19 protein-coding genes and 1 tRNA gene are annotated in these 19295 nt (G+C 66.8%); 7 read left to right on the top strand and 13 right to left on the bottom strand.

Annotated elements, in window-relative coordinates:
* The first annotated feature begins 14 nt into the window (after positions 1-14).
* Complete coding sequence (locus tag AC1D0A_RS10475; protein WP_476945748.1) at positions 15-500, top strand: aminoacyl-tRNA deacylase; 486 nt, start codon at positions 15-17, stop codon at positions 498-500.
* 95 nt (positions 501-595) lie between these two features.
* Here AC1D0A_RS10475 and AC1D0A_RS10470 read toward each other — a convergent pair whose 3' ends face one another.
* The 10 genes from AC1D0A_RS10470 to AC1D0A_RS10425 form a co-directional block, all read right to left on the bottom strand.
* Complete coding sequence (locus tag AC1D0A_RS10470) at positions 596-2446, bottom strand: bifunctional metallophosphatase/5'-nucleotidase (RefSeq protein ID WP_476943997.1); 1851 nt, start codon at positions 2444-2446, stop codon at positions 596-598.
* Between the two features lie 241 nt (positions 2447-2687).
* Positions 2688-3059 (bottom strand): 50S ribosomal protein L7/L12, encoded by a 372-nt coding sequence (gene rplL / locus AC1D0A_RS10465; RefSeq protein WP_028276543.1) that lies wholly within the window; start codon positions 3057-3059, stop codon positions 2688-2690.
* 77 nt (positions 3060-3136) lie between these two features.
* Complete coding sequence (gene rplJ / locus AC1D0A_RS10460; RefSeq protein ID WP_028276542.1) at positions 3137-3730, bottom strand: 50S ribosomal protein L10; 594 nt, start codon at positions 3728-3730, stop codon at positions 3137-3139.
* A 362-nt stretch (positions 3731-4092) separates the two neighbouring features.
* Positions 4093-5202, bottom strand: a complete 1110-nt coding sequence (locus AC1D0A_RS10455; protein WP_028276541.1) for a GNAT family N-acetyltransferase — start codon at positions 5200-5202, stop codon at positions 4093-4095.
* A gap of 167 nt (positions 5203-5369) precedes the next feature.
* Positions 5370-6509: a GNAT family N-acetyltransferase gene (locus tag AC1D0A_RS10450; protein ID WP_476943998.1), complete on the bottom strand. Its 1140-nt coding sequence runs from the start codon at positions 6507-6509 to the stop codon at positions 5370-5372.
* A 180-nt stretch (positions 6510-6689) separates the two neighbouring features.
* The gene (rplA, locus tag AC1D0A_RS10445) at positions 6690-7397 is read right to left on the bottom strand and encodes a 50S ribosomal protein L1 (protein ID WP_091251962.1); all 708 of its coding nucleotides are present in this window, start codon (positions 7395-7397) and stop codon (positions 6690-6692) included.
* Positions 7398-7581: 184 nt separating this feature from the next.
* A complete protein-coding gene (rplK, locus tag AC1D0A_RS10440; protein ID WP_018773647.1) occupies positions 7582-8013 on the bottom strand; it encodes a 50S ribosomal protein L11 in 432 nt (143 codons plus the stop codon).
* Positions 8014-8142: 129 nt separating this feature from the next.
* Positions 8143-8991, bottom strand: coding sequence for a transcription termination/antitermination protein NusG (gene nusG / locus AC1D0A_RS10435; protein WP_476945747.1), 849 nt, complete (start codon positions 8989-8991; stop codon positions 8143-8145).
* A 113-nt stretch (positions 8992-9104) separates the two neighbouring features.
* On the bottom strand, positions 9105-9389 hold the full coding sequence (gene secE, locus AC1D0A_RS10430) for a preprotein translocase subunit SecE (RefSeq protein WP_026266472.1): 285 nt from the start codon (positions 9387-9389) through the stop codon (positions 9105-9107).
* Between the two features lie 79 nt (positions 9390-9468).
* Positions 9469-9541 (bottom strand) — tRNA-Trp (locus tag AC1D0A_RS10425).
* Positions 9542-9818: 277 nt separating this feature from the next.
* Between AC1D0A_RS10425 and AC1D0A_RS10420 the strand changes: the two genes are divergently transcribed.
* Positions 9819-11036: a pyridoxal phosphate-dependent aminotransferase gene (locus AC1D0A_RS10420; protein WP_243181093.1), complete on the top strand. Its 1218-nt coding sequence runs from the start codon at positions 9819-9821 to the stop codon at positions 11034-11036.
* A gap of 235 nt (positions 11037-11271) precedes the next feature.
* Here AC1D0A_RS10420 and AC1D0A_RS10415 read toward each other — a convergent pair whose 3' ends face one another.
* Positions 11272-11949 (bottom strand): LuxR C-terminal-related transcriptional regulator, encoded by a 678-nt coding sequence (locus tag AC1D0A_RS10415; protein WP_476945746.1) that lies wholly within the window; start codon positions 11947-11949, stop codon positions 11272-11274.
* Positions 11946-13328, bottom strand: coding sequence for an ATP-binding protein (locus AC1D0A_RS10410; protein ID WP_476944002.1), 1383 nt, complete (start codon positions 13326-13328; stop codon positions 11946-11948). The genes AC1D0A_RS10415 and AC1D0A_RS10410 overlap by 4 nt, the downstream gene beginning before the upstream one ends.
* A gap of 124 nt (positions 13329-13452) precedes the next feature.
* Here AC1D0A_RS10410 and AC1D0A_RS10405 point away from each other — a divergent pair, with 124 nt between their 5' ends.
* The 5 genes from AC1D0A_RS10405 (at position 13453) to AC1D0A_RS10385 (ending at position 17679) form a co-directional block, all read left to right on the top strand.
* Positions 13453-15072 (top strand): PspC domain-containing protein, encoded by a 1620-nt coding sequence (locus tag AC1D0A_RS10405; RefSeq protein WP_476945745.1) that lies wholly within the window; start codon positions 13453-13455, stop codon positions 15070-15072.
* 1 nt (position 15073) lies between these two features.
* Positions 15074-15337 (top strand): hypothetical protein, encoded by a 264-nt coding sequence (locus AC1D0A_RS10400; RefSeq protein ID WP_028276533.1) that lies wholly within the window; start codon positions 15074-15076, stop codon positions 15335-15337.
* Positions 15338-15340: 3 nt separating this feature from the next.
* Positions 15341-15595, top strand: a complete 255-nt coding sequence (locus AC1D0A_RS10395) for a PspC domain-containing protein (protein ID WP_028276532.1) — start codon at positions 15341-15343, stop codon at positions 15593-15595.
* Positions 15596-15824: 229 nt separating this feature from the next.
* Positions 15825-16850 carry a 6-phosphofructokinase gene (locus tag AC1D0A_RS10390; protein WP_018773638.1) on the top strand — a complete coding sequence of 342 codons (1026 nt, stop codon included), beginning with the start codon at positions 15825-15827 and terminating at the stop codon, positions 16848-16850.
* 118 nt (positions 16851-16968) lie between these two features.
* Entirely contained in the window at positions 16969-17679 is a 711-nt protein-coding gene (locus AC1D0A_RS10385; protein WP_028276531.1) for a GNAT family N-acetyltransferase, read from the top strand.
* A 16-nt stretch (positions 17680-17695) separates the two neighbouring features.
* Here AC1D0A_RS10385 and AC1D0A_RS10380 read toward each other — a convergent pair whose 3' ends face one another.
* Positions 17696-19258, bottom strand: a complete 1563-nt coding sequence (locus tag AC1D0A_RS10380) for an MFS transporter (protein WP_476944007.1) — start codon at positions 19256-19258, stop codon at positions 17696-17698.
* Between the last annotated feature and the right edge of the window lie 37 nt (positions 19259-19295).

Genomic DNA, 19295 nt, shown 5'->3' with positions numbered 1-19295 from the left:
GAAGGTTTGACGCGATGCCAGAGCAGAAAACAACCAGCGGCCGCGAACGGTTCCTCGCCGACGCCGCGGCGCGGGGGCTGGACGTGGAGATCGTCGAACGCCTCGCCGCCCGCAGCCTTGAGGAGGCGGCCGGTATCCTCGGGATCCGGCCCGCGGATATCGTGAAGTCGCTCGTGGTCAAGCACAAGGACGGCAGTTTCCTGTTCGCACTGGTCCCCGGCGACCGGCAGATTTCCTGGCCCAAGCTGCGGGCGCTGCTGGGCGTCAACAAGCTCTCGCTGCCGACGGCGGATACGGCTTTCGAGGCCACCGGGTACGAGCGCGGGACCATCACGCCGCTCGGCAGCATCCGCCCCTGGCCCGTCTACGCCGACCAGACCATCACGGGCCGTCGGATCTCCATGGGCGCCGGCGAACATGGCTACAGCGCGTTCGTGGACGCGGACGCCCTGACGGCGGCGCTGGGCGCCGTCGTCGCCGACATCACTGAGCCCAACTAGCCCGCCCGGGTTAACAGCAACGCGGGGTCACTTCCGGCCCATCCCGACCGCCGGGATGGGCGCAAAGTGACCCCGCCTTGTTGTTGGAGTTGGGGTTAGGCGGTGACCGTCAGTGGCGTCCCGTTGACGGTGAGCCGCCAGTTGGCCTGGCTGAACACGGCGACGTCCAGGGTGCCGCGGTCCACGACATAGTCGATGATGCGCTGCCGGATCTCCTGCTGGCTGTTCGAGAGCACCGGCGCGTTCTTCACGGCCGGGAAGTTGCCTCCGCCGCTCTGCCGGTAGTTGTTGATGGCCAAAGCAAATTCCTGCTCGGGCGCCAGCGGCTGGCCGCCGTAGCTGAGCTTGGCGATCCGGTCCCCCGCCGGCCGGGCGAGGTCGATCTCATAGTTCAGCGGTGCGTCCAGTCCGTAGACGACGTCGTAGTTGTAGTCGGGCGTGCCGTTCGGGGCCGTAGCCGTCACAGCGTTGGTGACGTCCTGGGCCCTGGCCGTGGTGGCGGTCACCGGTTTGAAGTACTGGGCGGACCACTCCAGGTATGCCTTGACCTGCGCGCCGGTGACCTTGATGGCGAGCAGCGTGTTGTCGAAGATGTAAAGTCCTGCGACATCGCGGATGGTCAGCGGCCCGGCCTTGACGTCCACAGCACGGGAGAACGCCGCCGCAATGGACAATACGGGCAGCCCTGCCGCGGGAGTGTTGGCCAGCTCGGCCTTGACTGTGCTGGCCTGGACGTAATTAATGGCGTCGATCGCGGCGGAGTCCTCCCAGCAGGCGGTGGCCGTGCTGAGCGGCGCCGTGGAAGTTCCGATGACCTCGTTGACGTAGTTCACCGTGGCCTCGTGCCCGGCCTGAACGGCCCGGACGACGGCGGGATCGGGGGCGACGGTCTTGGCGTCCAAAAGGAGCGAATGCGCCGCGGTGACGGTCCACTGCCCTTTTTCCTTGACGAGTTCGAGGTCCATGACGGAGACGCGCATGCCCCACTTGAGCGGCTCGGTCAGGAGCACCTGCTTGCCCGTGGCCTTGTTCGTGACGAAGCGCTCGGGGATCTCCAGGTGGGCGTGCCCGACGAGGATGGCGTCGATGCCCGGGACTTCCTCTGCCAGCTGGGTGGACGCGTTCTCGGGAAAGGGCAGGGCGTCACCGTAGGAGGACCCTGGAGTCGCCCCCGAATGGCTCGTGACGATCACGACGTCGGCCCCAGATGCTTTCACCTGCGGGATGACGGTTCTGGCCTCTTCTACGATGCCGTTGAAATCGAGCTTGCCCTCGACGTTGTCCCGGTCCCAGAGTGCGCAGCCCGGCGTCACCAGGCCGACGAGGCCGACCGTCAGCCAGCCGCTGTCCGTCTTGATCCGCTTCAGGACGTAGGGGGTGAAGGCTCGCCCGCCCGACACGGCGTCGTGCACATTGGCGCCCAACAGCGGGAAGTCCAGCTGCCGCTCCCAGGTGCGCAGAAGCCCAATGCCGTAGTTGAACTCGTGGTTGCCCAGCCCCACGGCGTCGTAGCCGATCGCGTTCATGGCCAGCGCCATGGGGTGTTTCACGGTTGCCGAGATGGGGTAGATCTTGGCGAAGTAGTAGGCCAGGGGCGTGCCCTGGATGGTGTCGCCGGCGTCTATGGTCAGGGTGCTGGCCGCGCCGCGCTCGGCCCGCATGGCGTTGATCAGGGTCGCGGCCTGGGCAATCCCGATCTTGTTCCCGGCGGCGTCGGCATAGGGGACGTTCTTGAAGTAGTCCCAGTTGAAGACGTTGTTGTGCAGATCCGTGGTGCCGAGCACCGTCAGGGTGAACTGATTCTTGGCAGTCGCCCTGCCACTGGCTTCGCCGGCGACGGCCTGCGCCGCCGGGGCTCCGGCCAGCGCGGCGGCGGCCGCGCCGCCACCCACGAGGGCTGCGGCGAGCATGGCGCGGCGGGAGGGGGAAGTGTTCGGGTCCGTCATTGTGGGTGAACTCCTGAGCGTTGGGGGCCGGTGGGCACAAATCCAAAGTCTAGGGTCGCGCCATCAAGTGCGACAGGGGTATCAGAAAAACTTTGCCGAATCCTTGGGTATCGTTCACCGGCGCCGGCTTCCGGCCCGGGCGATTCGGGTTTCCGGTCCGGGAACGCAGGAAACCCCGCCCACTGAGTGGACGGGGTTTCCTTTGAGCAGTGCGGACCGCGATTGATCCGGACGGCGGGTATTACTTGAGGGTAACGCGGGCGCCAGCTTCTTCGAGCTGAGCCTTTGCCTTCTCGGCAGCTTCCTTGGTGGCGCCTTCGAGAACAGCCTTGGGAGCGCTGTCAACCAGGTCCTTGGCTTCCTTGAGGCCCAGGGAGGTGATGGCGCGAACTTCCTTGATCACTGCGATCTTCTTGTCGCCAGCAGCTTCGAGGATGACGTCGAAGTCAGTCTTCTCTTCAGCTTCTTCTGCAGCAGCGGCGGGGCCGGCAACGGCAACAGCAGCAGCAGTAACTTCGAAGGTCTCTTCGAAGAGCTTGACGAACTCGGAGAGCTCGATGATGGTCAGTTCCTTGAAAGCTTCAATGAGCTCTTCGTTGGTGAGCTTCGCCATGGTGTGGCGTCCTTCCTATAATGGTGCGCGGCGGCCCTGAGGCTCGCTGTGACACCGGAGTCTTATGGAGAAGAGGACTAGTTCTCTTCGGGGGCGGCGGCTTCGGCCGGTGCTTCGGCCTCGGCTGCTGCATCTGCTGCGGGAGCTTCTTCAGCGGCGGGTGCTTCGGCTGCTGCCGGGGCACCGTTCTCTTCTTCAAGCTTGAGGCGCAGTGCGTCGATGATGCGTACAGCAGCGGCAGCAGGAGCCTTGAGGATCCCTGCAACCTTGGCGAGCTGCAGCTCACGGGACTCGAGTGCTGCCAGGGCAGCTACTTCGCTGGCGTTCAGTGCCTTGCCCTCGAAGTAACCGGTCTTGATGACCAGCTGCTTGTTGGCCTTGGCAAAATCCGTCAGGCTCTTGGCAGCTGCAACTGCGTCACCCTTGATGAACGCGATTGCAGTGGGGCCGGCGAGCTGACCGTCGAATGCTTCGACACCAGCTTCCTTGGCTGCAATGGCGGTCAGGGTGTTCTTGACGACCGAGAACTTGGTTTCCTGGCCGAGAGAGACACGCAGCTGCTTGAGCTGTGCAACGGTGAGCCCGCGGTATTCGGTCAGGACAGCGGCGTTCGATTCCTTGAAATCGTTAGTGATCTCAGCTACTGCTGAAACCTTGCTAGGCGTTGCCATAACCCTCCTTCCGGGGATAGTGCCGGTACGTCCGGGTCCCCGCTCAAAAGAGCTAAAACTAAAAAACGCCCCGCGCAGATGCACGGGGCTTGTCTCGACGCGGTCCATGACCGCGGAGCTTTGCTTCGTTCACCTGCGCCGGCCGCCCTATGTTCAGGGTCCTTCGTCCGGAAATCCACTGCGCTCTCCCGGCGCGACTGCAGAAGTGAGTCTTGCTTGGGAGAGTGGATTTCCAACAACCGACGGTCTTTGGTCCTCCAAGCTTACGGGACACGGCGCGCGTGTTCCAAATCGGGCCCGGCGGGCAGGGGCAGCGCAGGACTTCAGCGAAAGACTTCAGCGCCCGACGTCGGCCCGGGACCTCAGCTGACAGCCGGTCCGAAGTTGGGGAGTTCTTTTTGCCAGAGACCCGTCACTCCCGCCGTCGTGAAGCCGAGCTGCTGGTTGACCTTCAGCAGGTAGCGGTTCTCCGGAGCGTTCCACGTGTACAGGACCCGGGCGTCCGGGAACTGTTCGCTGAGCCGTTCCATATTGGCGACCTTGATCAGCAGCCCGAGCTTGTTGCCGCGGTGTTCCTGCAGCACCACCGTGTCGTCCTGGAAGACGACGTCCGGGCGCAGGGCCAGGACACTGATGGTGGTCAGGCCCACGAGCGTTCCGCTGGCGATGTGCTCGACGGCGGTGACCACCGTCCGGCGGCCCTGGGCTATGGTGACTTCCTCCGCTTCCCGGAGGATGCCGCCGTCGAACACCATTTCCTGGGCATCCGGCCCCGGCACCTCGTCCTCGCCTGCCTGGTTTTCCAGCGCGGCGACGGCCTCGAGCCACTGGTCAGGACACCGGTCCGTCCAGTGGTGCAGACGGTAGCGGCCGGCATTGGCTTCCTCGGCCTCGGCCTCGAGGTCGGCGACGAGCTTGGTGTCCAGCGGCAACGCACAGGAGCTGAACTGCTCTATGTGCTGCAGGGTGTAGCCGGTATGGCGGGCAAATTCCACGTCACGGCTGCCCAACGGGACGAACCCGACGCCGCTGCCGGGCACGAGCTGTTCGGCCTCCGGGTCCGTCAGGGTTGATCCCGGGTGGTTGGTGTCGATCAGGATCGTGTGGCGGCCCTCGTCCCGGGCGAAATGTTCGGCGGCCGCCAGCAGCTGCCTCCCCACGCCCTGGCGCCGGAATTCCGGCAGGATGTCGAGCGTGAATTCGGCGAGATCGAGGTTGTCCACGAGCGGCAGGGCGATGTCCGCCGTCCCGACAATCACGCCGTCGATCTTGGCGACGAGGATCACCTGACGTTCGTAGGGGTCCGCCATCTCAAGCAGCTTTTCCTGCGGCGCGTAGGCGAGGTCGTCGGTGCCCCAGGTCTGCATCCGGACCCTGCGCCCCACCTCGATCGCGGCGAGAAAGTCGGCGGCATCGGGCGCGTCAAGGGAATCGGGGATCCACAGCTGCTCAATCCGTACATCGTTTGCCATAGAGGGCATCTTCCCAGCCGTTGTGCCACCCACCATCGGTACGGCCCGGCTCAAACCGGGCTTTCAACCGCCAGCATATGCTGGTTTGGGCCGCTGTTCCATTGGTGACGCCGGGCAGTTTCCGCTCCAGCCGGCGCCCTGCAGCTTCTGCCCCAGCCGGCGCCCGGTCAGTTCCGGATCTCACTGCCGGTGGCTGCGCCCGCGGCGGCAGCGGTCCGCTGCCACTCGCCGTCGTAGCCCGCCGGCTTGAAGCCCAGCGCGATGTTGATGCCGAGCATGTGGTCGTTTTCGGCGGCGTTGTATGTCAGGACGCGCCGGACCGCGGGGTACGACTCCCGCAGCAGGCGCAGGTTGCGGATCTTGATGAGCATGCCAAGCCGGTGGCCGCGGTGGCCCACCGCGACGAGGGTGTCGTCCTGGTTGGCCAGCCATGGCTTGTCGGCTGTTGTCTGCAGGACGGTATAGGCGGCCAGTTCGCCGCTGGCCCGGTGCTGTGCCGCCACCACGAGGGAGGACTGGCCGGCGCGCCGCCAGGTGTCCTCGACGTGGCGGACCCGGGCGACGTCCCAGATTTCCGGCTCGTAGCTCAGCGCTCCGGAGGGGGCGTCGGTGCTCATGCGGGACATGAGCACCGCGAGCTGGGCGGCATGTTCCTCAGGGCAGGAGTCGGTCCAGTGCAGCAGTTCATAGTCCCCCGCGCGGGCCAGGGCGTCCCGTTCCAGGGCGTCGAGGTCCGCGGCGGGCGGTACGTCGAGCGAACTGAACCGTTCGACCTGCTCCAGGCGGTAGCCGGCTTTTCCGGCGAAACGGACACCCGGCGCGCCGGCGGGCAGCGCTCCGGTCCCCGTGGCGGGCTTGATGAGGTTGATGCCATCGACGTCGAAATCGGCCGGGTGCTCCGTGAAGGTCTGCAGGATGGTCCGCCGGTCGGCGGCGGCCAGCGCCTCGGCGTGCACCAGCAGTGCCCGGCCTATGCCCCGCCCGGCGAAGTCATCCAGGACGCCCACGTGCAGCAGTGCACTGCCCAGATTCTCCTGCAGTTCACAGCGGACCCAGGAGTTGGCCACCATGCCCCCGTCGACGCGGACGAAGAAGAGCCGCAGCCGGGTGTACGCCGTGTCCCGCCAGTACTGCAGGCGGGCCGCCGCGGACGATGCCCGGTCCAGGTTGCCCCAGGTCTGCCGGATGAGCTCATCGCAGAGTTCCATGAATTCGAGGAACTCCGCCGTGTCAGCGGCATCGGTGTCAGCGGCATCAAGGCTGGCGGGCAGGGAGAGTTCCTCGATGAGGTACGACGGCGTAGTCACCGGGACAGCCTAACCGGCAAGTCCGGCGGCACCAAGGGTCCCGGATGCCAAGCTTTGCGCACGCCACGGGTCCCGGCGCAGGACGGCAAAAGGCCGCCCCGCAGTTGCGGGACGGCCTTTGGCTGGAACCGGCGACGTCAGCGACGCCGCAGTTCCGTGGATCCGGTGATCCGGTGAGGACTAGACCTCGGTCAGGACCTTGGTGACGTTGGGGTCAACCGAGATGCCCGGGCCGAACGTGGTCGCCACGGTGGCCTTCTGGATGTAGCGGCCCTTGGAAGCGGACGGCTTGAGGCGGAGGACCTCTTCCAGTGCGGCTGCGTAGTTCTCGGCCAGCTTGATGGCGTCGAACGAAACCTTGCCGATGATGAAGTGCAGGTTCGAGTGCTTGTCGACGCGGAAGTCGATCTTGCCGCCCTTGATGTCGTTGACGGCCTTGGCGACGTCAGCGGTCACGGTGCCGGTCTTCGGGTTCGGCATCAGGTTACGCGGACCCAGGACCTTACCGAGGCGGCCAACCTTGCCCATGAGGTCAGGGGTGGCGACGGCGGCATCGAAGTCGGTCCAGCCGGCGGCGATCTTTTCGATCAGGTCATCGGAACCAACGAAGTCGGCGCCGGCCGCGATTGCAGCCTCAGCCTTGTCGCCCGTTGCGAAGACGAGGACGCGGGCGACCTTACCGGTGCCGTGCGGCAGGTTGACGGTGCCGCGGACCATCTGGTCGGCCTTACGCGGGTCAACGCCGAGGCGGAAAGCGACCTCAACGGTGGCGTCGAACTTGGACGGGTTGGTGTCCTTGGCGAGCGTCACTGCCTCGAACGGCGCGTAGAACTTCTCCGCGTCGATCTTGGCCGCGGCTGCCTCATATGCTTTGCTGCGCTTTGCCATGCTGCTTATTTCTCCTTGTGCAGTTGTGGTCTGCGGACCGCGCTGGGCCCTGCCACAGGCGGCATTCCGGCTGGTGTATCCGTTCCGGAATTCCGCTATTCATTGTTTAGGTGGTGCCGGCTGGCCGGCGGTGCTGACGGCGTCGTGACCGGTTTCCCGATCCCGGCGCATCAGCGGTGGGGAATTAACCCTCGACGGTGATACCCATGGAGCGGGCGGTGCCGGCGATGATCTTCGCTGCGCCTTCGAGGCTGGTGGCGTTGAGGTCTTCCATCTTGGTGGTGGCGATCTCGTTGACCTGGGCCTGGGTCAGCTTGGCAACCTTGACGGTGTGCGGGGTAGCCGAACCCTTGGCGACGCCTGCAGCCTTTTTGATGAGCTCTGCAGCCGGCGGGGTCTTGGTGATGAACGTGAAGGAACGGTCCTCGTAGACCGTGATTTCCACGGGGATAACGTTGCCGCGCTGGGCTTCCGTCGCAGCGTTGTACGCCTTGCAGAATTCCATGATGTTGACACCGTGCTGGCCGAGCGCAGGACCGATCGGCGGGGCCGGGTTAGCGGCACCTGCCTGGATCTGCAGCTTGATGAGGCCGGTGACCTTCTTCTTGGGAGCCAATGTAGGTCCTTCTCTCAAATACGTCCTGGGGCACAGGAGCGTGCCTCAGGTTGGTGGCCGCCATGGCAAGGCGGCCGGCCGCTCCGTGGCTGCTAAGCGGGCAGCCCGGGGCGAATTCTTAGGGAACAGCTAGATCTTGCTGACCTGGTTGAACGCCAGGGTGACCGGAGTCTCGCGCTCGAAGATGGACACCAGCACCACGAGGGTCTGGGAATCGATCTTGATCTCGGAGATCGTGGCGGGGAGGGTCTCGAACGGGCCTTCCTTGACGATGACCGACTCGCCAACCTCGAAGTCGACGTCGACCTGGGCGGCGGCGTGCTTGACCGGCTTGCCCTTCTCGGCCTGCTCCTCTTCGAAGACCGGCGCGAGCATGGAGAAGACCTCATCGAGACGCAGCGGGACCGGGTTGTGGGCGTTGCCCACGAAGCCGGTGACACCGGGGGTGTGGCGGACGGCGCCCCAGGAAGCGTCGGTCAGGTCCATTCGGACCAGGACGTAACCGGGGATGCGGACACGGTTGATGACCTTGCGCTGGGCGTTCTTGATCTCAACGACTTCCTCCATCGGAACCTGGATTTCGAAGATGTAATCTTCCATGTCCAGGGTCTGGATGCGGGTCTCAAGGTTGGCCTTGACGCGGTTCTCGTAGCCTGCGTAGGAGTGAATGACGTACCAGTCACCCTCCTGGCGGCGCAGCTTGGCTTTGAACTCGTCCGCGGGGTCGACGTCGGCCTTGGCGGCCGCCGCTGCCAGCACATCGGCGTCAGCCTCATCAGTGTCGGTGTCAGCCTCATCAGCGTCGGCTGCATCAGCGTCGGCGTCGTCTGCCGCTTCTTCTTCCGTGGCTACGGCCTCGTCAGTGACGTCGGATTCGGGCGCAGCAGACACAGCCTCGGACTCTTCCGCGGCTTCCACCGCGGCGTCCTGGCTCTTATCCAGCTCAGTCTCAGTTACCTCGAGCTCCTGCTCAGACACTTGGTCTCCTGCTTCCTCATTGCCTAACATGCCTATTTAAATGACTCAATTCCGCACACCCCGCGGAATCTCCGGTTTCCCGGGGCATCCACGCAGTCTGCGGACCGGTCGCCTTAGCTGTCCGTGGGGGCGCTGCCGCCGAAGACCCAGCTGACCGCGGTCCCAAAGGCCAGGTCCAGCAAGGTGACGATCACCATCATGATGGTCACGAACACCAGTACCACGAGTGTGTAGTTGATCAGTTCTTTACGGGTCGGTGCGACGACCTTCTTCAGTTCGCCAATGACCTGGCGGATGAAGATCGCGATACGAGCGAAGAAGCCGGGCTTGGCGGCATTCTTGGCGGGGCGGCCTTTGGAGCTGCTGGCAGCTGTTTCGGTCACCTGGTCCTCACTCATCCTCGCAATGATCGGATACCCGGCTCTGAACTGAACCATGGTTGCTGCGCTGGTTCCGGATAATCCGGAACAGCATGCGCAGGGCAGACAGGACTCGAACCTGCAACCTGCGGTTTTGGAGACCGCTGCGCTACCAATTGCGCCACTACCCTTCGGGGAGAAAAACCGCTCCGGCCGATGCGTCCCACAGGCTTCCCTGAGGCGCAGGCCATCATCGTGTTTTCAACACCGGAGAACCAGTCTACGCAACAACTGCGCCTACGTCGAACCGGCCCTCTTCCGGACCCCTGCGTGCCTGCGAAAACCAACTGACAGCCGTCAGTCACATTCGGGTTCAGGCACCCCGGGGGATCCGCTGAACAGCATAGAGTAGATTTCGTCGAATCCCATATCCAGCCTTCCAGCTGCAAGCGAAGAACGGACCCGCCCATGTCTGCTGCCCGCATTTCCCAGCGCATTTCCGCCATAGCCGAATCCGCCACTCTGGCCGTCGATGCCAAGGCGAAGGCGCTGAAGGCAGCCGGCCGTCCGGTCATTGGCTTCGGTGCCGGGGAACCCGACTTCCCGACCCCCGGCTACATTGTGCAGGCCGCCATCGAGGCCGCCAGCCAACCGAAATACCACCGCTACTCCCCCGCCGGCGGGCTCCCCGAACTGAAGCAGGCCATCGCGGACAAGACCTTCCGGGATTCGGGCTACCAGGCGGCGGCGTCCCAGGTGCTGGTGACCAACGGCGGCAAGCAGGCCGTCTACAACACCTTCGCCACCCTGCTGGATCCGGGCGACGAGGTCATTGTTCCGACCCCGTTTTGGACCACGTACCCGGAGGCCATCCGGCTGGCCGGCGGCGTGCCGGTGGAGGTCTTCGCTGGCCCGGAGCAGGGCTACCTGGTCACCGTGGACCAGCTGGAAGCGTCCCTTACCGAGCGCACCAAGATCCTGCTCTTCGTCTCCCCTTCCAACCCCACCGGCGCCGTGTACTCGCCGGAGCAGGTCAAGGAGATCGGCCAGTGGGCAGCGTCCAAGGGCCTGTGGGTTGTCACCGACGAGATCTACGAACACCTGACCTACGACGGCGTGCCGTTCACCTCAATCGCCACCGCGGTGCCCGAGCTCGGCGACAAGGTGGTCATCCTCAACGGCGTCGCCAAGACCTATGCCATGACCGGCTGGCGCGTGGGCTGGATGATCGGGCCCGCGGACGTCATCAAGGCCGCCACCAACCTGCAGTCGCACGCGACGTCGAACGTCTCCAACATCCCCCAGGTCGCCGCCCTCGCTGCTGTCTCCGGGCCGCTGACCGCCGTCGATGAGATGAAGGTGGCATTCGACCGCCGCCGCAAGGCGATCGTCGCAGGTCTGAACGCGATTGACGGCGTTGACTGCCCGACGCCGAAGGGCGCGTTCTACGTGTACGCGGACGTCCGCGCGCTGCTGGGCAAGGAGTTCCCGTCTGCGAACGGCCCGGTGCGGCCGGCCACCTCCGCCGAACTCGCGGCGCTGATCCTGGACGAGGTCGAAGTGGCTGTGGTTCCCGGCGAGGCGTTCGGCCCGTCCGGCTACCTGCGCCTGTCCTATGCACTCGGCGACGACGACCTGGCCACGGGCGTCGCCCGCCTGCAGGACTTCCTCGGCAAGGCGAAGTAGTAACCTACCAAACGCTCCCGCAGGTCCTGCACCATTCCTACTGACGCTCCCGCAGGTCCTGCAGCATACATTCCCGACGCTCCCGCAGAACGGACGAGCGCCCGCCGCATTACCGCACCACCTGCGGAAGCGTCGGGCCTAAAAGCGCCTGAAGTGCGGGAGCGCCCTGGTTTTAGGCGCCGGACTTGCGGGAGCGTCCGGGTTTTAGGCGCCGGACTTGCGGGAGCGTTTGTCGTTAAAGGAGGCGGCGCTCGGCGGCCCAGCGGGTCAGCTCGTGGCGGCTGGAGAGCTGGAGCTTGCGCAGCACGGCCGAGACGTGGGTTTCAACGGTCTTGATCGAGATGAACAGTCCTTTGGCCACCTCCTTGTAGCTGTAGCCGCGGGCGATAAGGCGCATCACCTCGAGTTCCCGCGCCGAGAGCCTGTCGAGCTCGTCGTCGGCTATGTCCGCGGGCGCCGTGCCGAACGCGTCCAGGACGAAGCCCGCCAGCCGGGGTGAGAAGACGGCGTCGCCGCCGGCCACGCGGCGGACGGCGCCGCTGATCTCCGCGCCGGAGATGGTCTTGGTGACATAGCCGCGCGCGCCGGCCCGGATCACGGACACCACATCTTCTGCCGCGTCGGAGACGCTCAGCGCCAGGAACCGCGTGGTGCCCAGCAGGGGCGCCGAGCCGGCCAGGACCTCGCGTCCGCCGCCACCCCGGCCGCCGGGCAGATGGACGTCAAGGAGCACGACGTCGGGGCGCTGGACCGCGATGACGGCGATTGCCTCCTCCACCGTTCCGGCCTCCCCCGCGACGACGATGTCCGGGTCCAGGTCCGCCTTCAACCCGGAGCGGAAGATGGCGTGGTCGTCCACGATCACCACTCGAATCGGTGCGGGGCTTCCTGATGCTGATGCTGGGCTGGTCACGGTTTGGCCTCTCCGTTGGCGTTGTTGGCGGCGGCCGCGGCAGTTCCGGCAGAGGCGGCGGCGATGGGCAGCCGGAGCCGCACTTCGGTGCCGTCCGGGCTGCTGGTGATCGCGGCGGTGCCGCCGTGGCGGTTCATCCGGCCGATGATCGATTCCCTGACGCCGAGCCGGTCCGGGGGAACGGAATCCGGATCGAAGCCCGGGCCCCGGTCCTTGACGAAAACTTCCGCGGCGGCGTCGGTGACTTCCAGGTACACGGACACGGCGCCGCCGCCGTGCCGGGCGGCGTTCAGCATGGCCTCTCGGGATGCCTGGACGAGGGCCTCGTGGCGTTGGGTCATGGCGCAGTCCCCCACGCTGACCACCTCGACGGCGTTTCCCAGGGCGTCCTCGACCTCGGCTGCGGCGGCCTTGATGCCGTCGGACAGCTGGCCGGATTCCTTGTCGGAGTCCCGGTACAGCCAGCCACGCAGCTCGCGCTCCTGCGCGCGGGCCAGCCTGATGACATCGTGCTCGTTGGCGGCCCGGCGTTGGATCAGGGCGAGGGTCTGCAGCACGGAGTCATGGAGGTGGGCGGCGATCTCGGCACGCTCGGTGGCGCGGACCCGCCCCGCGCGCTCGGTTTCCAGGTCGCGCCAGAACTTCAGCCCCCATGGCAGGAGCACCAGGGCCACGCCGCCGAGCACGGCCACCGAGGCCAGGAGGGCGAGCCAGGTCTGTTCCCAGGACCCCGAGCCGGACACCATGACCAGCACCCCGGCCACGACGAGGGCGAGCCCGGCCGCGAGGCGGGCCCAGCCGCCGGCCTGGTCCGCTTTGGTCTTGTCCACGAGCCCCGCCCGGCGGGTCTCGTCCAGTTGCATCCAGGCGATCGCGGCACCGCCCAGGATCGCAGCGACCGGGATCAGGGTTCCCAGCGGCACGTCAACCCCAAGGAGCCGGGCGATCAGGATCCCGGCGGCCAGCAACAGGCCCGCGCCCAGCAGGATCTCCTTGCCGAAGGGCATGCCGGAGACTTTGGACCGCCAGGACCCCGGCGCCGCCTTCGTTGGCGTTCCACTGGTTCCGGGAGCTCCCGGCATGCCGGGGGCGTCGGACAGGTTTGCGACGCCCGGGGTGTCCGGGAAGCTCACTGCCGGAGCGATGGGCGACGCCGGGCGGCGGGCGGTGCGCCGGGCGTTTTCATCCGCCGTGGGGACCATGATCCAAAGCCAGGCGTAGAAGGCCACCCCGGCCCCGCCGGCGAGCGCGGCCACTGCCATGCCGATCCTGACCATGCGCACCGGCCAGCCCAGGTGGTTGGCGAGGCCCGCGCACACGCCGGCAATCACGCGGTCGCTGCTGCGGACCAGCGGCGGGCGGGCGGGCGCGGTTGTCATGCCTCAATCCAAGCACGGATCGGGGTTTCCCGGACGCGTTTGAGGGCCCAACCGGGGGCCACTCAGGGACCGTTCAGGGTGTTCCCCAGTAGAGGCCGGCATCGGGAACGGGAAGGATCGAAGTATGAACCCGCACACTCCGCACCCCGATGAAGGCCCGGCCTCCGCAGACCGGCCGGCCACGGATCTATCCCGCCCCGAACTTCCAGAATCGGAACTTCCAGAACCGGAACGTACCGAACCCGAACGCCCCGCCGCAGACCTTCCGCACACGGAACGTTCCGTCCCCGAACTTCCAGGCACGGGCCAGCCCGCTCCGGCCTTCTCCGGGCCGGGCGGCGCGCCGCCGGAGCCGCCGCGGCTTTACCCGCCCGGCGATCCGAATGGGCCGTTGCCCGGCCGGCAAACCCAGAATTTCTTCGACTGGATCCGCAGCCAGGGCATTTACCGCGGACGCGACCGCTGGATCGGCGGCGTGGCCAGCGGCATAGCCCACCGGCTCGGCGTCGACCCGCTGATTATCCGCGGCGTCCTGATCGTCCTGACCGTCTTCGCCGGAATTGGCGTTCTCGCCTACGGCCTGGCCTGGGCCTTGCTGCCCGAACCCGACGGCCGCATTCACGTCCAGGAGGCCGCCGCAGGGCGGTGGACGGCCGGCATGACCGGCGCGCTCATCACCTCGGTCATCGGTTTCCCCAGCCTGGGCACCGGGGTCTGGGGCTGGGACCGCTTCGGCTTTGGCGCCTTCGTCTGGACCGTCTTCTGGGTGGGCGGGGCCATCTACCTCGTCTACTACCTGACCCAACGCAACAAGATCCGGGACGGGGCCACTGCCATGCCGTCGCATTACGACTCCGGCAGCCCGGCCGGCGCCGCGGCTTTTGCGGCTAGCGCCCGCACCGCCGCCGGGCCGCCATCGGCAGGCAGCTTCCCGCAGGGCAGCGGCCGGACATATGGCGACCTGGCTGACAGCTCTCGAGTCACCGGCACCGGTCCGGACTGGGGTCCGCCCCCGCCGTCGGGACCCATTGCGTCCGGCCCCGTACCGCCCGGCCCTGTTCCCCCAGACGGCTACGGACCGGGGTCCGGCGCCACACCGCCCGCACCGGCCGCGCGCAACCTTGGCCCGGGCGCTCCGGCGGTCGCCATCACCGTCGGCTCCGCCCTCCTGGTGGGCGGGAGCATCAAGGCCCTCGACGCAGCCAACGTGATCGATCTCGGCGATGCCGGCAACGCGCTGGTCTGGGCCTTCGGCGCGGCCATCCTGGGCCTCGGGATCCTGTTTGCAGGGCTGCGGGGCCGGACCTCCGGGATCCTGGGCTTCTTCTCAGTCGTGGCCCTGCTGATCGGCGCCATTTTCAGCGTGGTCCCCCACGGGGACCGGTTCCGCTTCCAGAACGCCGACTGGGCTCCGGCGAGCATTCAGCAGGCCCAAGGCGGCTTCGAGATCACCGGCGGCGGCGGAACCGTGGACCTGACCAAGCTGGCGCTGAATCCGCCCCTGGGCTCCGATGTCGTAGTTCCGATCGACGCGACGGCCAGCAACCTCACAGTCGTCATCCCCGCCACCGTTCCGGTGCACGTCCAGGCGGACATGACCATGGGCAACCTCCACGACGGCAACCAGGACCGCGGCGGCACGACGACGCAGCAAAGCGACTACAACACCGCAAAACCGGGCGCCCGGCTGGTCCTGGAGATCTCCGGCACCGTCAGCAACGTGACCATCAAGGAAGGCAACTGACATGAGCAGCTATGACGACTCGCCGCTGGCCGACGCCGGGCACGACCCCGAAGCGGGTTCGCCCGCCCGGGTGGGCACAGTGGTCTGGGGACTGACAGTGGTGGCATTGGCCGCACTGATCATCATTTCCCGGCTCGGCCTCGTGGCCCTCAACGGCACCTATGTGCTGATCGGCCTGATGATCGGGGCAGGGGGCGCCCTGGTCGTGGGCGGCCTGGTCTCGGCGCGCAGGCGTGACAATAAGTCAACTACAGGGAAGTCTTGAGCCATGGATAAATTCTTCGACACCATCCGGGGCCTCGGCCTGAAACGTGGTCCGCAGCGCTGGGTTGGCGGCGTTTGCGGCGGGGTTGCCGCCAAACTGAACGTTGATGTGGCCTATGTCCGGATCGCCTACCTGCTCCTGAGTCTGCTCCCTGGCCCGGCGTTCGTGGTCTACCTCGCGGCCTGGCTCCTCCTCCCGGACCAGCGCAACGCAATCGTCCTCCAAAGCTTCCTCTCGAAGCGTTCCTCCCGGCCCTGACATCCGTCACCGGCCGTCCAATCACAGGCCGGCCACTCACAGGCCGGCCCGGCCCGGCGGCAACCTGCCCCGGTAGCTGCCCCGCACCACGAAAAGGTGCCCCCGCCATCATGGCGGGGGCACCTTTTGTAACCGTTTGTGTCCTGCCCCACACCCGCCACTAGACTCTAGGGTGAGCTCAGCGTGGCGCTCTGCCTGTACCCCTTCAAACCAGGATTTGAGCCAAGACATGAAAATTGGAATCCTCACCAGCGGCGGAGACTGCCCCGGCCTGAACGCCGTCATCCGTGGCGCCGTCCTCAAAGGAATCGCGGTCCACGGCCAGCAGTTCGTAGGATTCAAGGATGGCTGGCGCGGCGTTGTCGAGGGCGACATCGTGGAAATTCCCCGCACCATGGTCCGCGGCATCGCCAAGCAGGGCGGCACCATCCTGGGCACGTCCCGAACCAACCCGTTTGAGAACGGCGGCGGTCCCGAGGTCATCAAAGCCAACATGGACCGGCTCGGGATCGACGCCATCATCGCCATCGGCGGCGAAGGCACCCTGGCCGCCGCAAAGCGGCTCACCGACGCCGGCCTCAAAATCGTGGGCGTGCCCAAGACGGTCGACAACGACCTCGACGCCACGGACTACACCTTCGGCTTCGACACGGCCGTGGAAATCGCCACCGAGGCAATCGACCGGCTGCGCACCACCGGAGAGTCCCACCACCGCTGCATGATTGCCGAAGTCATGGGACGGCATGTGGGCTGGATCGCCTTGCACGCCGGAATGGCCTCGGGCGCCCACGCCATCCTGATCCCGGAACAGAAGGCCTCCATGGAACAGATCGCCGAGTGGGTCGTCTCCGCCCACGACCGTGGCCGCGCCCCGCTGCTCGTCGTCGCCGAGGGGTTTGTGCCCGAAGGCCAGGAGTCCCCGCATTCGGAGCGCGGCCTCGACACCTTTGGCCGGCCCCGCCTCGGCGGCATCGCCGAAATGCTTGCCCCCGAACTGGAGGCCCGCACCGGCATCGAGACCCGCGCGACGGTCCTTGGCCACATCCAGCGCGGTGGCGTCCCGACGGCGTTCGACCGGGTCCTGGCCACCCGCCTGGGCATGGCCGCCATCGATTCGGTAGTGGAAAAGCGCTGGGGCACCATGGTGTCGCTGCACGGCACGGATATTGTGCATGTCGGTTTCGACGCCGCACTCGGCAACCTCAAGTCCGTACCGCAGAGCCGCTACGACGAGGCCGCAGTCCTCTTCGGCTAAGCGGGACAACACCGGCGGGGTCCGGCTCGGCGCGGCCCGCCGGGAAGAGCCGGGCGGGCAGCGCCGCAGCCAGGCAGGGGGCAACCGGACGCCCGGCCGCGGTGGGTAGGGTTGATTCATGACTCTTGAGCCCGGTTCCGCAGAAATTGTCCAGCTCGCATGGGCGCGCCGCCTGGGGTTCGACGACGGCGCCTTCGCGGCTGCCGCCGGCGTGAGGCTCACCCGGGCGGATGAGACAGCCCGGTCCCTGCAGTTCGTCCGCCTGTTCGGCAATTCCGCCCTGGTGGGCCCGCAGTGGGCGCTGGACGCCGCCGAGGGTCTCTCGGACGAGGAACTGGCCCAGCATGTGACGCTGCTGACCATCACCCGCGGGCACGGCGGCCACGGGCTCGGCGCCGCGGCACTCTTCTTCGCCGACGACCTCCCCCTGCAGCAGCCTGCCGGGGAGTTGACAGTCTCGCACGGGAACCCGGAAGCGATCGAACTGGAGACGTTCTGCCCGCCCGACGACGTCAACGAGGTGGGCCTCGCCGACCTGGAACACCGCTTCACCGTCCTGCATCTGGAAGACGGGCGGCGGACGCCGGTGGCCTGCGGGGCGTATGCGGAATGGGAAGGGCTGCTGGCCCATATGGGCGTGCTGGTCTCGCCCGAATGGCGGCGCCACGGCCTGGGCAAGCTGGCCGCCTCGGTAGCCGCCCACGAGGCCCTCGCCGCGGGGCTGACGCTGCAGTGGCGTTCAGAAGTTAGCAACAAGGGGTCGCTGGCGCTGGCCCGGAGCCTGGGATTTTCTGCGGGCGGCATCCAGACCAGCGTGCTGCTGGGCTGATCCGGATGCCGCCAGGCTAGCCGCGCTCCGCTGCGGCCCTGTCCGCGTCGGCTTCGTCCGCGTCCGCTTGGTCCGCGGCGGCTGCTGCGGCTGTGGCTGCGGCAGCATCTGGTTCGCCCCAGCCCTGGACCGGCTTGGGCTTGGCGAAGAACAGCGCCACGGCAGCACCGAGCAGAATGACCGCCGCCGGCAGCAGGATGGATTGGCCCATCGCCGTCGAGAACCCCTCATGAAGTTCCGCCGGCAAGGCCCCGCCGAAGCCCATCGGGCTGGCGTCTGCGCCTGCTCCGGGCCGGGCGGGGAGCTCGGCCGCAAGCCGCGACTGGATCAGGACGGCGATGGCGGCGCTGCCGAGTACGGCGCCGATCTGGCGGGTCGTGTTGTAGACGCCTGAGCCGGCTCCCGCCTGCCGCGGCGGCAGGTTGCGTGTGACGGTGGAACTCAACGGCGCCCAGATGCCTGCATTGGCGAAGCCCAGCACTGCGCTCGGCAGGAGGAACAGCCAGATGGGGGTGTCCGGGTGCATGAGCAGGGCATTCCAGAACAGCGCCACGGACATCAGGACCAGGCCGGTCGCGGTGATGAATTTCGGGTTGACCTTGTCGATGATCCGGCCGACGACGGGGGCGAGGCCGCCCGAGATCAGCGCCATCGGCACCATCATGAGCGCCGACTGGGTCGGGGTCAGTCCGCGGACGATCTGGTAGTAGAAGATCAGCGGCAGGCTGAACGCGGTGACGGTGAAGCCCACCGTGGTGATCGCAATGTTGGCGAGCGAGAAGTTCCGGTCCTTGAAAAGGGACAGGGGCAGCAGCGGTTCACCCGTGTTGAACTTCTGCCACAGGACGAAGACCACCAGCACGGCGATGCCGCTGATGATCAGGCCCCAGACGGTGATGGGGCCGGCGATGGTGCCCCAGTCGTACGTCGCGCCCTCTTGGATGCCGAAGACCAGGAGGAACAGGCCGAGGGCGCTGAGCAGCACGCCGGGAATATCGAACTTGTGCGGGTGGGTTGTCAGCGAGGGCACGAAACGCTGGGCGAGGATGAAGCCGACAATCCCGACGGGAACGTTGATGAAGAAGATCCATTCCCAGCCGAGGCCGTCCACCAGCACGCCGCCGAGGATCGGGCCAACCAGCGTGGCGACGCCGGCCGTGGCACCCCAGATGCCCATGGCCGCTCCGCGGCGGTCCGGGGGGAAGATCCGGGTAATGACGGCCATGGTCTGCGGCGTCATCATGGCCGCGCCGAGTCCCTGGACCACACGGGCCGCGATGAGGATCTCGACGCTGCCGGAGAGGCCGCACCACAGCGATGCCACAGTGAAGACGACGAGTCCGGAGAGGTAGAGCTTCTTCGGACCGAAACGGTCCCCGAGCCGGCCCGTGATCAGCAGCGGCACGGCATAGGCGAGCAGGTAGGCGCTGGTGACCCAGATCACCGAGTTAATGTCAGTGTTGAGGCCCTCCATAATGCTGGGGTTGGCCACCGAGACGATGGTGGTGTCGATCAGGATCATGAAGAAGCCGATCACCAGGGACCAGAGTGCCGGCCATGGCCGGGCTACGTTTTCCATGCGGTTCCTTAGGGGCTGGTGTGAAACGGTGGATGGG

This window comes from Arthrobacter sp. P1_D4, assembly GCF_056406115.1.
Note: the sequence above shows the minus strand (reverse complement) of the source record. Positions and strands in the feature narration are given on the sequence as shown.

Bases quoted from the DNA above. Each gene is read 5' to 3' on its own strand.
- AC1D0A_RS10475 (WP_476945748.1), top strand. From the start codon at position 15: ATGCCAGAGCAGAAAACAACCAGCGGCCGCGAACGGTTCCTCGCCGAC.
- AC1D0A_RS10470 (WP_476943997.1), bottom strand. From the start codon at position 2,446: ATGACGGACCCGAACACTTCCCCCTCCCGCCGCGCCATGCTCGCCGCA.
- rplL (WP_028276543.1), bottom strand. From the start codon at position 3,059: ATGGCGAAGCTCACCAACGAAGAGCTCATTGAAGCTTTCAAGGAACTG.
- rplJ (WP_028276542.1), bottom strand. From the start codon at position 3,730: ATGGCAACGCCTAGCAAGGTTTCAGCAGTAGCTGAGATCACTAACGAT.
- AC1D0A_RS10455 (WP_028276541.1), bottom strand. From the start codon at position 5,202: ATGGCAAACGATGTACGGATTGAGCAGCTGTGGATCCCCGATTCCCTT.
- rplA (WP_091251962.1), bottom strand. From the start codon at position 7,397: ATGGCAAAGCGCAGCAAAGCATATGAGGCAGCCGCGGCCAAGATCGAC.
- secE (WP_026266472.1), bottom strand. From the start codon at position 9,389: ATGAGTGAGGACCAGGTGACCGAAACAGCTGCCAGCAGCTCCAAAGGC.
- AC1D0A_RS10420 (WP_243181093.1), top strand. From the start codon at position 9,819: ATGTCTGCTGCCCGCATTTCCCAGCGCATTTCCGCCATAGCCGAATCC.
- AC1D0A_RS10410 (WP_476944002.1), bottom strand. From the start codon at position 13,328: ATGACAACCGCGCCCGCCCGCCCGCCGCTGGTCCGCAGCAGCGACCGC.
- AC1D0A_RS10405 (WP_476945745.1), top strand. From the start codon at position 13,453: ATGAACCCGCACACTCCGCACCCCGATGAAGGCCCGGCCTCCGCAGAC.
- AC1D0A_RS10400 (WP_028276533.1), top strand. From the start codon at position 15,074: ATGAGCAGCTATGACGACTCGCCGCTGGCCGACGCCGGGCACGACCCC.
- AC1D0A_RS10395 (WP_028276532.1), top strand. From the start codon at position 15,341: ATGGATAAATTCTTCGACACCATCCGGGGCCTCGGCCTGAAACGTGGT.
- AC1D0A_RS10390 (WP_018773638.1), top strand. From the start codon at position 15,825: ATGAAAATTGGAATCCTCACCAGCGGCGGAGACTGCCCCGGCCTGAAC.
- AC1D0A_RS10385 (WP_028276531.1), top strand. From the start codon at position 16,969: ATGACTCTTGAGCCCGGTTCCGCAGAAATTGTCCAGCTCGCATGGGCG.
- AC1D0A_RS10380 (WP_476944007.1), bottom strand. From the start codon at position 19,258: ATGGAAAACGTAGCCCGGCCATGGCCGGCACTCTGGTCCCTGGTGATC.